Below are 14,644 nucleotides of genomic sequence, written 5' to 3' on the forward strand. Positions count from 1 at the left end.
CCGCGCAGGTCTTGCGCCGCGCTGTCACGCGGCGCGGGGGGCGAGAGGGCTCTGCCCTCTCGCGCTCTCCCGAAGTATTTCGGGAACGATGAAGCCGGTCAGGTCGCGGTGGCCTCGAAGCTCGTGCGGTAGATGCCCGCGAGTTCGGCCAGCGGGGCCTCGGAGGCGCCGAAACGCACGATGTCGCCGGTGAAGCGCCCGACCGTCTGGATCGGCACGCCCGCGCGCCCGGCCTCGATCATCAGCGCCTCGGCCTGATCGAAGTTGCAGGCGACGAGGTAGCGCGCCTGGTCTTCACCGAAGAGGTAGGCGGTCTCGTCGCTGTCGAGATGGACGCCCACGCCCGCGGCCTCGGCCATCTCGAAGGCGGCGAGCGCGAGGCCGCCGTCGGAAAGGTCGGTGCAGGCCTTGATCATCTCGCGGTTGGCGCGGATGAAGTCGCCGTTGCGTTTCTCCGCGGCGAGATCCACGTGCGGCGCGTCGCCGTCCTCGCGATTGAAGACCTCGTAGAGAAGCGCGGACTGGCCCAGGTGGCCGTCGGTTTCGCCCACCAGGAGGGCGACGTGACCGTCGCGCGCCTCGCCCCCGATCAGGTCGGTCTCGAGGTTCCGGAGCAGGCCCACCGCGCCGATGGTCGGCGTGGGCAGGATCGCGACACCGTCGGTTTCATTGTAGAGCGAGACGTTGCCCGACACGATCGGCATGTCGAGCGCGGAGACCGCTTCGCCGATCCCTTTGATCGCACCCACGAACTGGCCCATGATCTCGGGCTTTTCCGGGTTGCCGAAGTTCATGTTGTCGGTCGTGGCGAGGGGCGTGGCGCCCACGGCCGTCAGGTTGCGGTAGGCTTCCGCCACCGCCTGCCGGCCGCCCTGGAGCGGGTTGGCGCGCACGTAGCGCGGCGTCACGTCCGAGGTGAAGGCGACGGCCTTGTCGGTGCCGTGGACGCGCACGATCCCGGCGCCCAGCCCCGGGCGGCGCACCGTGTCGGCCATGACCATGTGGTCGTATTGTTCGTAGACCCACTGCTTCGCGGCGTAGTTGGGCGAGGAGATGAGCCCCTTCAGCCCGTCGATCGCGTCGATCTGCGGCACGTCGGCGAGCGGTTCGGCCTCGGGCGTTTCCTCCCACGGCCGGTCGTATTCGGGCGCGTTGCCCGAGAGCGCGCGCAGCGGCAGGTCGGCGCGGCAGGTGCCCTGGTGCATGATGACGAAGCGGTCCTCTGGCAGGGTCTCGCCCACGATGGCAAAGTCGAGGTCCCATTTCTCGAACACCGCGCGCGCCTCGGCCTCTTTCTCAGGGTTGAGGACCATGAGCATGCGCTCCTGGCTTTCCGAGAGCATCATCTCGTAGGCCGTCATGTTCTCTTCGCGCTGCGGCACGGCGTCGAGGTCGAGCCGGATGCCGAGCTCGCCCTTGTCGCCCATCTCGACCGCCGAACAGGTGAGGCCCGCGGCCCCCATGTCCTGGATCGAGATGACGGCGCCGGTGGCCATGAGCTCCAGCGTCGCCTCCATCAGGCGCTTTTCCGTGAACGGGTCGCCGACCTGCACCGTGGGGCGCTTTTCCTCGATCGTGTCGTCGAACTCGGCCGAGGCCATCGTCGCGCCGCCCACGCCATCACGGCCCGTCTTGGCGCCGAGGTAGACCACCGGCATGCCCACGCCGGAGGCGGCGGAGTAGAAGATCTTGTCGGTCTCCGCGAGCCCCGCCGCGAAGGCGTTCACCAGGCAGTTGCCGTTGTAGGCGGGGTGAAAACGCACTTCGCCGCCCACGTTGGGCACGCCGAAGCAGTTGCCGTAGCCGCCGATCCCTTCGACCACGCCGTGGACGAGGCGCTTGGTCTTGGGATGCGAGGTTTCGCCGAAGGACAGCGCGTTCATCGCCGCGATGGGCCGTGCGCCCATCGTGAACACGTCGCGCAGGATGCCGCCCACGCCCGTCGCCGCGCCCTGGTAGGGTTCGATGTAGGAGGGGTGGTTGTGGCTTTCCATCTTGAACACGACGCACTGGCCGTCGCCGATGTCGACGATGCCCGCGTTCTCGCCCGGCCCGCAGATCACCTGTGGCCCCTCGGTGGGCAGCGTGCGCAGCCATTTCTTGGAGGACTTGTAGGAGCAGTGCTCGTTCCACATCGCCGAGAAGATGCCGAGTTCCGTGAAATTCGGCGCCCGGTTCAGAATCCGCAGGATGTCGGCGTATTCATCGGGTTTGATCCCGTGTGCCTCGATGATCTCTTCGGTGATCTCAGGCTCGGTGGTCATGCGCGGGTCCCCTCGTGGCATTTGTCCGCCTCATAAGGGATGCGATGGCCGGAGGGAAGGGGCGAGGCGCGCCCGGGACCGGGCAAAAAAAAGCCGGGCACGAGGCCCGGCCTAAGTCCAACAGGGAGGTGAAGACGATCAGACTGTGTGTCGACCGGCTTCGAGGCGGCATTTATGGGCAAAGTGCCTGTCGCGCAAGCAATGCGTGAACATGTCTGGTATGCGCGCGGCGCATGGCTGTGGTCAGGCGTTGTTTTCGCTTTGCCTCTCGAGGTGCCGCAGGTGCAGGCGCAAGCGCCACATTGGGCTTTTCCCGTGCGATTGCGCGAAGACGGTCGCCAGCGCCTTGAGCGTGTTGATCTCGTCGGCCGCGATCCATTCGCCGGGTCGCAGGGACAACGGGGTGTCCACCGCCCGGGCCCGCTCGCGCGCGAGCGCGTCCGAGAAGACCGGCTCCCCGTCGAAGACCTCGCGGTCCACTCGCGCGGCGTCCGGCGCGTAGCGCGTGGCAAGCGTGTCGGCCAGCCCATGGTGGAGTTGCAGTTTCACCGTGTCGCGTGGTGCGCCGGGCGAGATCAGGTCGGCGAGCGGCCAGCCCAGGTGGTGACGGGCGCCGATGCCGTGGCGCGCCAGTGTCCGGTGGAACACCTTGAGACGCATGAGGTCATGCATGCCGAGGGCCACGTTCTTCTCCGGCGCGCCGTGATGGCGCGCGGTGGTGTCCGGGAAGGCCTGGGCGAGGAAATCCTCGATCACGGACCCGCCCGACAGCCGGTCGCGGATGAACGGGCGCACGGTGAGCCGGTCGCCGAAGGCGTCGCGCCAGCGCGCGAGCTTGCCGGCATATTCGAAGCGGTCGCCCTCGAGCTCGGCGTACTTTTCGAGGCCGCAGAAAAGGGTGCCCATCTTGACGTGTTCGACGAAGAGAGAGGTGAAGGCCCCGAGATGGGGGCGAACGTAGAGCAACACGCGCGTCTCATCGAACCTGCGCATGAGTGGGGCGAGGGCCCGAGCCAGGTGGCGTGGCGGCAGTTCGGAGAAGCTTTCGGCCGACAGGATGACGGTATCGCCACGCTGCCCCGCGATCCAGGCGCGCATGCCGGCGACCCCGGCACGTGCGAACGGGTTGGACTTGCCGTAGCCGTGTTCGATCATGCGGTAGAGCGCATGGTGATCCTGCGTACGGGGCAGGGTCGCGTAGCGCCAGGATTGCCCCGCGACCTCAAGGTCGGGACGAAAAAGCGCGTTCTGGATCGATGTGCTGCCGGTCTTGTGTTGGCCGGCATGGATGATCAGTCGTCGTTTCGTCGCCATGCTCATGAAATCCGCCCGATGCCGTCGCGGGGCCCGCAGGGCCCGGGGGCCTTATTGCCGGTTTGGGTGGGAGAGTCGACGGATGGGGGCACGCGTCAGCTGAGTTGCGCGCGCGTTGTTATACGGTCGATTTGCGTTATCCACCGTCCGGTACCATCCGCCAGTTCTCCGAGCGACTTCGCAAACGCCCGGATCGTGCGGATCTCCTCGCTTGACAGCCAATCCTCTGGAAAGAGGGATTGCGTCTCTGTCGGAGCTTTCTCGACGGCTCGGTCCAATGCATCTTCCATGATCTTCCGCCCGTCGAACCATTCCACGTCGACACGGCGTGCATCTTCGAGGCACGTCTTATGTGTTCTTTCGGCCATCTCTTTCGGCAATTGGAGACGCGCCGGCGTTTCATTCGCCGGTCCGGAAACAGGGAACAGGGAAGACAATGCCCAGCCCAACGCGAGATGTTGATGCTTGCTCAGCTCCGGCAGCGCGTGATGCATCACGTGAAGGCGCATCAGGTCCTGAATGGAGAGGGATTCGTTTGCACGGGTCGTGTCGGTGAAGCTTATTCTGTCAGGGCCCAGGGTGCAGGCAAAGAAGTCGGTCAGCAGATCACCGTCGTGAAGTTCGCGCCGCACCATCGGTCTAACGATGTAGCTGTCTCCCAACGCATTTCGTGCGGCGGCCAGACGGTCCGCGTACAGGATAAGCTTGCCGGGAAATTCGTCAAAGTTATCGGCATAATGGGACCTTATATCCCAAGGCAGCCACCCGATCTTGATCCGCTCGGCAAGCGTGGACTGGAAGCGTTCGAAATGTGGCCGTAGGTATGTAACGAACTGGATCTGATCCGGTGTCGCGCCAAACGTTTTCTCGATCTTCTCCAACAACCTGGACTTGTCGATATATTCCAGCGCCTCGGCCGACAATATCGTCACGTCGGCGTTTTCTTTCCGAGCGATCATGCTGAGCTGACGAAACCGGTCCAGGTGCATCTTCGGAGGACCGCCGGTTCGCATCTCTGCGCGTAATGAAGGCTGCAGACCATTGTGGTGCCACATGTCTTCAACAAGGGGATAACAGATCGTCCCATCCTTCAGCGTCACGTCGCCTCGGCCGAGTGCGCGCTGAATCGTGGAGGATCCGGCTTTGTGGTCGCCGATGTGAACGATCAGCCGTCCGGGGAACTTCTTTTGCCGTTTCAGAAACTTCATGCCGCTCGCCCTGTTTTCCGGACGATGTCACGTGGCAGACGCTTTGCCGTCAAGCAGTTCCCCTAATCCGCGCCGGTTTCGGCGGCGCGTTTGCGGTGGTTCATGATTTCCTCGGTCACGAAATCGCGGAAGGCGGCGATGCGCTTGGAGTGGCGCAGTTCCTCGGGGTAGGCGAGGAAGACGGGGATTTCGCGGCTTTCCTCTTCCGGCAGCACGCGCTCGACCTCGGGGAAGTCCTGCAGGATGTAGTCGGGCAGGATGCCGATGCCGAGGCCGTTGAGCACCGCCTGGAGCACGCCGAAGTAGTTGTTCACGGTCAGAAGCGAGGCGACGTTGTTCGTCAGGATGTCCTGCGTGAAGGTGGCCCCCGCGCTCACCTGTGCTGAGTTCGTGTTCTGGCAGATGATGCGGTGGTTGCTGAGATCGGCCAGCGTTTCGGGCCGTCCGTAGGTGTCGAGGTAGCTGGGGCTGGCGTAGAGGCGCATGTTCACGCCCATCAGCCGTTTGCGGATCAGGTCGGCCTGGGACGGCTCCTTGAGCCGAATCGCGACGTCGGCTTCGCGCATCGGCAGGTCGAGCACGCGCTCCTCGAGCATCAGGTCGATCTTGAGCTCGGGGTGCTGCTCGTAGAGCTTGGGCAGGCGCGGGGCGAGCCAGAGCGAGCCGAAGCCGGTCGTGGTGGTGACGCGCAGTTCGCCGAACACCTCTTCCTTGGAATCGCGGATGCGTGCCACGGCGGCGTCGAGGCGCTGGACCATCGCGCGGGTCGCGTCGAACAGCAGTTCGCCCTGCTCGGTGAGGATCAGGCCGCGCGCGTGGCGGTGGAAGAGGGTGGCATTCAGGCTCTCCTCCAGCCCGCGAATCTGGCGGGAGACCGCCGATTGGCTGAGGTTGAGCGCCTCCCCGGCATGGGTGAGGCTGCCCGCATCCGCCACGGCGTGAAAGATTCTGAGCTTGTCCCAGTCCATCCCGGTCACATCTTATCCTGTTTCGCGCAAATTCGAGCGCTTCTTATCATCATGTAGTCGTGAAATGCCAAGGAAGTGTTTCACGAGGTTTGTCTTTTACAGGTCAATCAATTTGACCTAACCTCGAGATGCCCAAAAGCTAGCCACAGGAGCGCGCCAATGCGGCAGGATGTTTCACTGCACGATCGATTCGACCTGGCCAAGAGCCCGGTTCTTCTGAACGGCACGCAGGCGCTGGTGCGCCTGATGCTCATCCAGTCGGCACGCGACCGGGCGGCGGGGTTGAATACGGCAGGCTACGTCACGGGCTACCGCGGCTCGCCGCTGGGCGGTGTCGACAGCTGGATGATGCGCGCGGCCAAGGACCTCGAGGCCGCGAACGTGCGCTTCGAACCCGGGCTGAACGAAGACCTGGCGGCCACCGCGCTCTGGGGCGCCCAGCAGGCCGAACTGCGCGGCGAGGGCAAGTACGACGGGGTCTTCGGGCTCTGGTACGGCAAGGGGCCGGGCGTGGACCGCTCCGGCGACGTGATGCGCCATGCCAACATGGCCGGGTCCAGCCCGAACGGCGGCGTGCTGATGGCGATGGGCGACGACCACACCGGCGAAAGCTCGACCGTGCTGCACCAGTCCGACTGGGCGATGGTCGATGCCTACATGCCGGTGCTGTCGCCGGCGGGCGTGCAGGAAATCATCGACCTCGGCGTCTACGGCTACGGCCTGTCGCGCTTTTCCGGGCTCTGGGCGGGCCTGAAGCTGATGAAGGACACGGTCGAGGCGACCGCGGTGGTCGATGGCGATCCCGCGCGCATGTCGCTGGTCACGCCCGAGGATTTCGTGATGCCCGACGGTGGGCTCAACATCCGGCTGATCGACGACCGGATAGCGCAGGAAGCGCGGATGATCGACTACAAGCGCTTCGCGGCCGAGGCCTATGCCCGCGCGAACCGGATCGACCGGCGCATGTGGGGCAAGCCGGGGGCCAAGATCGGCCTTGTGGCGGCCGGCAAGAACTGGCTCGACCTGACCCACGCGCTGAGCCTTCTGGGCATCGACGAGGCCGAGGCGGAACGCCTTGGCATCACCACCTACAAGGTTGCCCAGACCTGGCCGCTCGACATGACGAGCTTCCACGAGTTCGCCGAGGGCCTCGATCTCGTGATCGTGGTCGAGGAGAAGCGCAAGCTGATCGAGGTGCAGATCAAGGAGGCGATCTTCGACGACCGGCGCGGCCGCCGCGTCTATGGCTGGCACAAGGGCGACACCTGGGAGCACGGGCGCCAGCTCGAGCTGTTTCCCACGCGCTACGCGCTCGACCCCGTGATGATCGCCGAGAAGCTGGGCGAGATCTTCATCGAGGAGGGCCGTGACACGGATGCGATCCGGGGCGGGCTCGCCAAGGTGGCCGAGGCCAAGAAGGCCGACAATGCCGAGCAGATCGCGGCACGGCTGCCGTATTTCTGCGCGGGCTGCCCGCACAACACCTCGACCAAGCTGCCCGAGGGCTCGCGCGGTTATGCCGGGATCGGCTGCCACTACATGGTGCAGTGGATGGACCGCGACACCGTCGGCTTCACCCACATGGGTGGCGAGGGCGTGAACTGGATCGGGGAGGCCCCGTTCTCCACCCGCCAGCACGTGTTTCAGAACCTGGGCGACGGGACCTACAACCATTCCGGCATCCAGGCGATCCGCGCGGCCATCGCGGCGGGCACCAACATCACCTTCAAGATCCTCTACAACGACGCCGTCGCCATGACCGGCGGCCAGCCCAACGAGGGCGGGCTCGATCCCTACCGGATCGCGGCCGAGATGAAGGCGGCGGGTGTCGAGAAGCTCGTGGTCGTCCACGATCCCAAGGAGGGCGTGGACCCGGCGAAGATGCCGGCGGGCGTGAGCGTTCATGACCGCGACGAGCTGATCAACATCGAAGAGGAATTGCGCGAAATCAAGGGCGTATCCGTCCTTCTTTACGTGCAGACCTGTGCGGCGGAGAAGCGGCGGCGGCGCAAGAAGGGCGCGTTTCCGGACCCCGACAAGCGCATCCTCATCAACACCGACATCTGCGAGGGCTGCGGCGATTGCGGGGTGCAGTCGAACTGCGTCGCGATCACGCCCGTGGAGACGGAACTGGGGCGCAAGCGCGCCATTGACCAGTCGGCCTGCAACAAGGATTACTCCTGCCTCAAGGGCTTCTGCCCGAGCTTCATCGAGGTCGAGGGCGGCACGCCGAAGAAGCGCGCGGCCTCGGATGTCGCGCTGCCGGAAATGCCGGCCCCGGCGCTTCCAGCGATCGACGGCACCTGGAACATGGTGATCACCGGCGTGGGCGGCACGGGCGTCGTGACCATCGGCGCGATCCTGGCGCAGGCCGCGCATATCGACGGCAAGGGCGCGGGGATGATGGAGATGGCCGGGCTTGCCCAGAAGGGCGGTGCCGTGCTGGTCCACCTGCGCGTGGCCGAGACGCCGGAGGACATCTCGGCGATCCGGGTCGCGACCGGGGAATGCGACGCTCTGATCGGCGGTGAACTGGTGGTGTCGGCGGATGCCAAGACGCTCGGGCTGATGACCACCGGGCGCACCGGCGGCGTGGTGGACAGCCACGAGACCGTCACCGGCGATTTCACCCGCGACACGGAATTCCGTATTCCGGGCGACCGTTTGGAGCTGTCTCTTGAGGCACGGCTTAAGGAAAGGCTGACGCTGTTCGACGCGACCGAACTGGCCGAGGCGCTCATGGGCGACTCGATCTATTCCAACATGATGGTGCTGGGCGCCGCCTGGCAGGCAGGGCTCGTTCCGATCAGCGGTGAGGCCATCGACCGGGCGATCGAGCTCAACGGTCAGGCCGTGGAGCGCAACCGCCGCGCCTTCGACATCGGCCGCTGGGTGGTCATCGACCGCGACGCGGCACTTCGCGCCGGCGGATCGAAAGTGGTCGACAAGCCCCTGACATTGGACGAGAAAATCGCGTTCCGCGAGGATCACCTTACGGCCTACCAGAACAAGCGGCTGGCCAAGCGGTACCGCAAGCTCGTGGACCGGGCGCCGGACGAGGCGATGCGCGAGGCAATCGCGCTCGGCTACCACAAGCTCCTGTCCTACAAGGACGAGTACGAGGTCGCCCGCCTGATGCGCGACACCCGGGCCAAGGCCGAGGCGGCGTTCGACGGCGACCTGAAGCTGAAGGTCCATCTCGCGCCGCCGATCATGAACGGCACAGCCCCGGACGGGCGCCCGAAGAAGCGCGCCTTCGGCGAGGGCGCGGTCAAGGCGATGGGCATCCTGCCGCGCATGAAGGTGCTGCGCGGCACGCCGTTCGACCCGTTCGGGCGCTCCGAGGAGCGGCGCATGGAGCGGGCGCTGATCGCGGAATACGAGGCCGACATGAAGGCCGTGATCGACGGTTACGACAAAGGCAACCACGAGGCCGCCGTCGAGCTTGCGCACCTGCCGCTCACCATCCGGGGCTTCGGGCCGGTGAAGGCGGAAAACGCCGAGAAGGCCGCGAAGCGCCGTGAAGAGCTCCTGGCAGCCTTCCACGCGGGCGATGCACCGGCGGCCCAGGCGGCCGAGTGAGCAAAAGGAGCGCGCTGGCGCGCGCGCTTGCCTGAGCCGCGCGGCCGGGCTGCGCCCGCCCGCGCGGCGGCAGGGGGACCCGTCCCCCGTCGCGCCGTGGCGCGACCCCCCCCTGAGGTATTTTCGAAACAGAGAAGGGACCCGCTGTCGGGGACCGTCACCGTCGGGGCCTGCAATTTCGTGCCGAGCCCGATTCCATGATGGATTTCCTGCGGGAACAAACATATGCCTTGTCGCCGATACCCGTGGCGCGTGGCGTCACGGGGCATGACTTCGAGGAACGGCACAAGGCGTGATCGCCCATGGCGGTAGGGATTTTCGACTCGGGGCTCGGCGGGCTCACGGTTCTGGACGCGGTGACGAAGCGGCTGCCCGACGTGCCGTTCGTCTATTTCGGTGACAACGCCCACGCACCCTACGGGGTGCGGGATGCGGAAGACGTCTACCAGCTCACCACCAGCGCGGTGTCGCGGCTGTGGGAGGAGGGCTGCGACCTCGTGATCCTGGCGTGCAACACGGCCTCCGCCGCGGCCCTGCGCCGGATGCAGGAGAGCTGGATTCCGGCCGACAAGCGCGTGCTGGGCGTCTTCGTGCCGCTGATCGAGGCGCTGACCGAGCGCAAGTGGGGCGACAACAGCCCGCCGCGCGAAGTGGCGGTGAAGCACGTGGCGCTCTTCGCGACGCCGGCGACCGTGGCGAGCCGCGCGTTCCAGCGGGAACTGGCCTTCCGCGCCATCGGGGTCGATGTCGAGGCGCAGGCCTGCGGCGGCGTTGTGGACGCGATCGAGGAGGGGGACATGATCCTCGCCGAGGCGCTGGTGCGCAGCCACGTGGAGGCGCTCAAGCGCAAGATGCCCACGCCGGAGGCCGCGATCCTGGGCTGCACGCATTACCCGTTGATGGAAGACGTGTTCCAGGATGCGCTGGGGCCCGACGTGGCGGTCTACAGCCAGGCGAACCTCGTGGCCGAGAGCCTGGCCGACTATCTCGAGCGTCACCCGAAGATGATCGGGCCGGGGACCGAGACAAAGTTCCTGACCACCGGCAACCCGGTCAAGGTGTCGGGCGGCGCGACGCGCTTCCTGCGACGTAAGATCACCTTCGAGTCGGCGTGAATTGAACGCCGGGGCGAAAAGCCCTACATCCTTTCCAACTTATTCCGAGGTTTGAATGACCCATAAAATCGCCATTCTCGGTGCGTCCGGCTACACCGGCGCGGAGCTCGTCCGGCTGATCGCGACCCATCCGTCGATGGAGATCGTGGCGCTGTCGGCGGACCGCAAGGCCGGGATGGAGATGGCGGAGGTCTATCCGCAGCTGCGCCACCTCGACCTGCCGCGGCTGGTGACGATGGACGAGATCGACTTCGACCAGGTCGACCTGTGCTTCGCCGCGCTGCCCCACGGGCTGTCCCAGGCGCTGGTGCGCGATCTGCCGGAGCGGGTGAAGGTCGTGGATCTCGGCGCCGATTTCCGGCTGGCCGATCCGGACGACTACACCAAGTGGTACGGCAACGCGCACGAGGCCACGGAGCTTCAGAAAACCGCCGTCTACGGGCTGACCGAGTTCAACCGCGACCGCATCCGGGACGCGCGTCTCGTGGCCGGGACCGGCTGCAATGCCGCCACCGTGCAGTTCGCGCTGCGTCCGCTGATCGAGGAGGGGTTGATCGACCTCGACCGGATCATCTGCGACCTCAAGAACGGGGTGTCGGGGGCGGGGCGCAGCCTGAAGGAAAACATGCTTTTCGCCGAGCGTTCGACCGATGTCCAGGGCTATGCCCAGGGCGGCAAGCACCGCCACCTGGGCGAGTTCGACCAGGAGTTCAGCCGGATCGCGGGCCGCAAGGTGGAGATCATGTTCACCCCGCATCTCGTGCCGGTGAACCGCGGGATCCTCGCCGACTGCTATGTCGAGGGGGACCCCAAGGCGATCCACAACGCGCTGGTCGCACGTTACGAGGCCGAGCCGTTCATCGAGGTGCTGCCCTTCGGGCAGGCGCCCGGCATGGGACATGTCATGGGATCGAATTTCTGCCATATCGGCGTGATCGGGGACCGGGTGCCGGGCCGCGCGCTGGTGGTCTCCACGCTCGACAACCTGTGCAAGGGGTCGAGCGGGCAGGCGATGCAGAACGCGAACCTCATGCTCGGGGAAGACGAGACGACGGGGCTGATGCTGGCCCCCGTCTTTCCTTGACGGGGATCAAGGTTGCCGGCGCGGCGCCCTGTTAGGGTCCGCGCATCTTTAAGGAGGGCCACGCGATGGCGGGCATGAAAGGGTTGAAGAAACGCAGGCGGGTCCAGATCATCCTGGTCACCTTCGCCGCGCTGATACTGGCCACCGGTCTGATCGGCTACGCGTTCCGCGACGGGATCAACTATTTCCGCTCGCCCACGCAGGTGGCCGAGGAGCCGCCGGCGCCGAACGAGGTGTTCCGGATCGGCGGGCTCGTCGAAGAAGGCTCGATCGTGCGCGGGCAGGGCGAAACCGTGACCTTCGCCGTGACCGACGGGGCGAACCGGGTGCCGGTGTCCTACACGGGCGTTCTGCCGGACCTGTTCGGCGAGAACCAGGGCATGGTCGGCACCGGAAGCTACGTCGACGGCGTGTTCAGGGCGACCGAGATCCTGGCCAAGCACGACGAGGAATACATGCCCAAGGAAGTGCTCGACACGCTGAAGGAACAGGGCGTCTACGTCGAGCCGAACTCCTGATTACCGGCTCCTTAACGCTTTGAACCGAGCCTCGTCTTCGCATTCCAGGTGCGGAGGTCGAGAGCATGCAGAGCGTTCGGGAGATCGCCGAAAGCATCGTGGCGCGCGAAGGCGGCTACGTGAACGACCCGGACGATCCGGGCGGGGCGACGAAACATGGGGTCACCATCGGGACGATGCGCCGGTTGGGCCGGGATCTCGATGGGGACGGGGCGGTGACGGTGGAGGATGTCCACGCGCTCACCCCCGGTCTCGCCACCGACATCTTCATTGAGCACTACTTCGAGGCACCGGGGATCTCTGGTCTTCCGGAGGTGCTCCAGCCCTCGGTCTTCGACATGTACGTCAACGCCGGGGGCGAGGCGGTGCGCATTCTCCAGCGGCTCCTGGGGCGGATGGGCTTCGGCTGTGCCGTCGACGGGGTCATTGGGCCGCAGACACGGGCGGCCGCGGCTGCCGCGGCGGAGCGCGGACCCGGACACCTGGCCGATGCCTACGGTATCGCGCGGCGCAACTACTACTACCGCCTTGCCGACCGGCGCCCGGCCAGCCGCAAGTACGCGCGCAGGCGGGACGGGGGCAAGGGCGGCTGGATCCGGCGCGCCGAGGCGTTCATCTCCGGGACATACCACCTCACGGAGGCCGAGCATCGCGCCCGGGTGGCCGCATGGGACTGATCGACGGGACCCTGCGGCTTCTGTTCGGCGAGGGGCGCAACGTGCTGCGCGACACCGCCGGGGCGTTCTGGGAAAGCCCCGAGGCGGAGGCGGCGCGCGACGCGGCGCGCCAGCGGGCCGCCCTGGACCAGTTCGCCGCGGAGTTCGCGGGGGCGCGGCGCAGCGCCTTCGACCGGCTGATCGACGGGGTGAACCGGCTGCCGCGTCCTGCATTGGCGCTTGGCACGTTGGGGCTTTTCGTCGCGGCGATGGTCGACCCGGTCTGGTTCGCGGCCCGCATGAACGGGATCGCGCTGGTGCCGGAGCCGCTCTGGTGGCTCATGGGCGCGATCGTGAGCTTCTATTTCGGCGCGCGCCACCAGGCGAAGGCACATGACTTCCGTCGGGCGCTGGCCAGGACCACGGTCGCGACCGGGACGGTCCTGCGCAACATCGCGTCGTTGGACGCGCTCGAGGCCGGACGGCGTGCGGCAGGCGACGCCAACCCGGCCCTCGAGGCATGGGTGCGCAATGAGGGCTGAGCTTTTCGTCCGGCTGCTGGCCGATCACGGTCCCTGGGTGCTGCTCGTTTTCTACCTGCTGTGGCGTGACCTGCAGAAGGACCAGGCGACGCGCGCGGTGCTCGACAAGAATTCCGCCGTGCTGATCGAGATCACCACCATCATCCGTGAGCGGCTGCCCGGCCGGGGCGGGGCGCCATGACGGCGGGCGTGGCAACGGGGCTGGTCCGGGTCAGGGACTGGCTGGCGGGACGGCGTCTCTTCCGTGCGCTGGAGCGGCATCAGCGGGCGGCGGATCTTCTGGATCATGCCGTGCGAGAGGTTCTTGGGCATGAAACAGGCGATCCTCCTCACCGGTCTGACGATTCTGGCGCTTGAGGCGGGGTTCCAGGTCGCGGGCGTGCGCCCCGTGGCGACCGTGGTCTATGGCGCGATCGCGCTCATGGCGGCGATGATTGCGGGAACCTTCCTGTGGCTCTGGATCGAGCGGACGACGCCGCTGGCCACGGGCATGGTGATGAGTTGGGCGGGCATGGCCGCGCTCGCCGCCGGGTGGTGGCGTGAGATGCTGGGCGACGGCACGCAGCCCGAGGCGGGCGGTCCGGTGATTTTCGGGGTGCTGGCGCTGCCGATCGTGGGGTCGATCCTGCACTTCGCCGTGATGCAACGCAGCCTCGGCTGCCACGGTCCGCACTTCTTATGGCCGCCGGTGGCGGCGCTCGTCGTGTCGGGAGCCGTTTACGGGGTGGTTGCGTGAGGCCCGGCGGGCCCCACGCGAAGCCGGATCAGAATTGGTAGCCGACGCCGAATTTGAAATCGGTGCGCGAACGCGCCATGCCGGTGCCGCTGACGCGCATGATCTCACCGCGCAGCAGGTACTTGTCGGAAACGCTCAGGTCGCCGCCGATGCCGTAGTTGTAGATGAACCCGGCGCCGGTCATCACGCCCGCGCCGACCTTGCCGTAGAGCAGGAAGTCGTTGCCCAGGGCGTAGCCCGCGCGCACGTTGGCGAGGCCCGTGAAGGCGGAGCCGGCCGGAACCACATTGGTGGCCCAGTCGTACTGCGCTTCGACTTCCGCGCCGAGCACGAAGCCCGAGCTGACGCCGTAGTTGTAACCGGCGAAGACGCCGAGCGCGCCGTCGAGGTAGGGCACGCTGAAATCGTTCTGGATCAGCGCACCGGCGTAGAAACCGTCGTGCGACTGTGCGGTGGCGGTGGTGGCCGCACCCGCGAAAAGGGCGAAAGTCGCTGCGGTGGCGAATTTACGAAGATTGCTGCTCATCGTCGTCTCCTAAATCAATGTCGTGACGTTGCACGTTTTTCCGAACCCTGCCGAATTCAGGAGTCCTTCGGCAAGGTTCTAGCGTCCAAACGAGACGGATGACACCAAATGGTTGTTAATTCGCTACAGTT

General features: G+C 66.4%; 13 protein-coding genes. 8 read left to right on the forward strand and 5 right to left on the reverse strand.

What is annotated here, in order from left to right:
- Window positions 1-98 precede the first annotated feature (98 nt).
- The 4 genes from purL to GQE99_RS08425 form a co-directional block, all read right to left on the reverse strand.
- A complete protein-coding gene (gene purL / locus GQE99_RS08410; RefSeq protein WP_161351149.1) occupies window positions 99-2,264 on the reverse strand; it encodes a phosphoribosylformylglycinamidine synthase subunit PurL in 2,166 nt (721 codons plus the stop codon).
- Window positions 2,265-2,507: 243 nt separating this feature from the next.
- Window positions 2,508-3,584 (reverse strand): hypothetical protein, encoded by a 1,077-nt coding sequence (locus tag GQE99_RS08415; protein ID WP_161351150.1) that lies wholly within the window; start codon window positions 3,582-3,584, stop codon window positions 2,508-2,510.
- Between the two features lie 89 nt (window positions 3,585-3,673).
- A complete protein-coding gene (locus GQE99_RS08420) occupies window positions 3,674-4,786 on the reverse strand; it encodes a hypothetical protein (RefSeq protein WP_161351151.1) in 1,113 nt (370 codons plus the stop codon).
- 62 nt (window positions 4,787-4,848) lie between these two features.
- Complete coding sequence (locus GQE99_RS08425; protein ID WP_161351511.1) at window positions 4,849-5,754, reverse strand: LysR family transcriptional regulator; 906 nt, start codon at window positions 5,752-5,754, stop codon at window positions 4,849-4,851.
- A gap of 159 nt (window positions 5,755-5,913) precedes the next feature.
- On the opposite strand from GQE99_RS08425, the gene GQE99_RS08430 reads away from it, so the two are divergent.
- The 8 genes from GQE99_RS08430 (at window position 5,914) to GQE99_RS08465 (ending at window position 13,987) form a co-directional block, all read left to right on the forward strand.
- Complete coding sequence (locus GQE99_RS08430) at window positions 5,914-9,336, forward strand: indolepyruvate ferredoxin oxidoreductase family protein (protein ID WP_161351152.1); 3,423 nt, start codon at window positions 5,914-5,916, stop codon at window positions 9,334-9,336.
- A 302-nt stretch (window positions 9,337-9,638) separates the two neighbouring features.
- Window positions 9,639-10,451: a glutamate racemase gene (gene murI, locus GQE99_RS08435; protein ID WP_161351153.1), complete on the forward strand. Its 813-nt coding sequence runs from the start codon at window positions 9,639-9,641 to the stop codon at window positions 10,449-10,451.
- Between the two features lie 55 nt (window positions 10,452-10,506).
- Window positions 10,507-11,535, forward strand: coding sequence for an N-acetyl-gamma-glutamyl-phosphate reductase (gene argC / locus GQE99_RS08440; protein ID WP_161351154.1), 1,029 nt, complete (start codon window positions 10,507-10,509; stop codon window positions 11,533-11,535).
- Between the two features lie 74 nt (window positions 11,536-11,609).
- Window positions 11,610-12,053: a cytochrome c maturation protein CcmE gene (gene ccmE / locus GQE99_RS08445; protein ID WP_161351512.1), complete on the forward strand. Its 444-nt coding sequence runs from the start codon at window positions 11,610-11,612 to the stop codon at window positions 12,051-12,053.
- Window positions 12,054-12,118: 65 nt separating this feature from the next.
- A complete protein-coding gene (locus GQE99_RS08450; protein ID WP_161351155.1) occupies window positions 12,119-12,730 on the forward strand; it encodes a holin-associated N-acetylmuramidase in 612 nt (203 codons plus the stop codon).
- Window positions 12,721-13,251 (forward strand): holin family protein, encoded by a 531-nt coding sequence (locus GQE99_RS08455; protein ID WP_161351156.1) that lies wholly within the window; start codon window positions 12,721-12,723, stop codon window positions 13,249-13,251. Before GQE99_RS08450 ends, GQE99_RS08455 begins: the two co-directional genes overlap by 10 nt.
- The gene (locus GQE99_RS08460) at window positions 13,241-13,432 is read left to right on the forward strand and encodes a hypothetical protein (protein ID WP_161351157.1); all 192 of its coding nucleotides are present in this window, start codon (window positions 13,241-13,243) and stop codon (window positions 13,430-13,432) included. Before GQE99_RS08455 ends, GQE99_RS08460 begins: the two co-directional genes overlap by 11 nt.
- 129 nt (window positions 13,433-13,561) lie before the next feature.
- A complete protein-coding gene (locus GQE99_RS08465; RefSeq protein WP_161351158.1) occupies window positions 13,562-13,987 on the forward strand; it encodes a hypothetical protein in 426 nt (141 codons plus the stop codon).
- Between the two features lie 28 nt (window positions 13,988-14,015).
- On the opposite strand, the gene GQE99_RS08470 is transcribed toward GQE99_RS08465, so the two are convergent.
- Window positions 14,016-14,513, reverse strand: a complete 498-nt coding sequence (locus GQE99_RS08470; RefSeq protein WP_161351159.1) for an outer membrane protein — start codon at window positions 14,511-14,513, stop codon at window positions 14,016-14,018.
- Between the last annotated feature and the right edge of the window lie 131 nt (window positions 14,514-14,644).

This window comes from Maritimibacter harenae, from assembly GCF_009882975.1.
Classification (GTDB): Bacteria; Pseudomonadota; Alphaproteobacteria; order Rhodobacterales; family Rhodobacteraceae; genus Maritimibacter; species Maritimibacter harenae.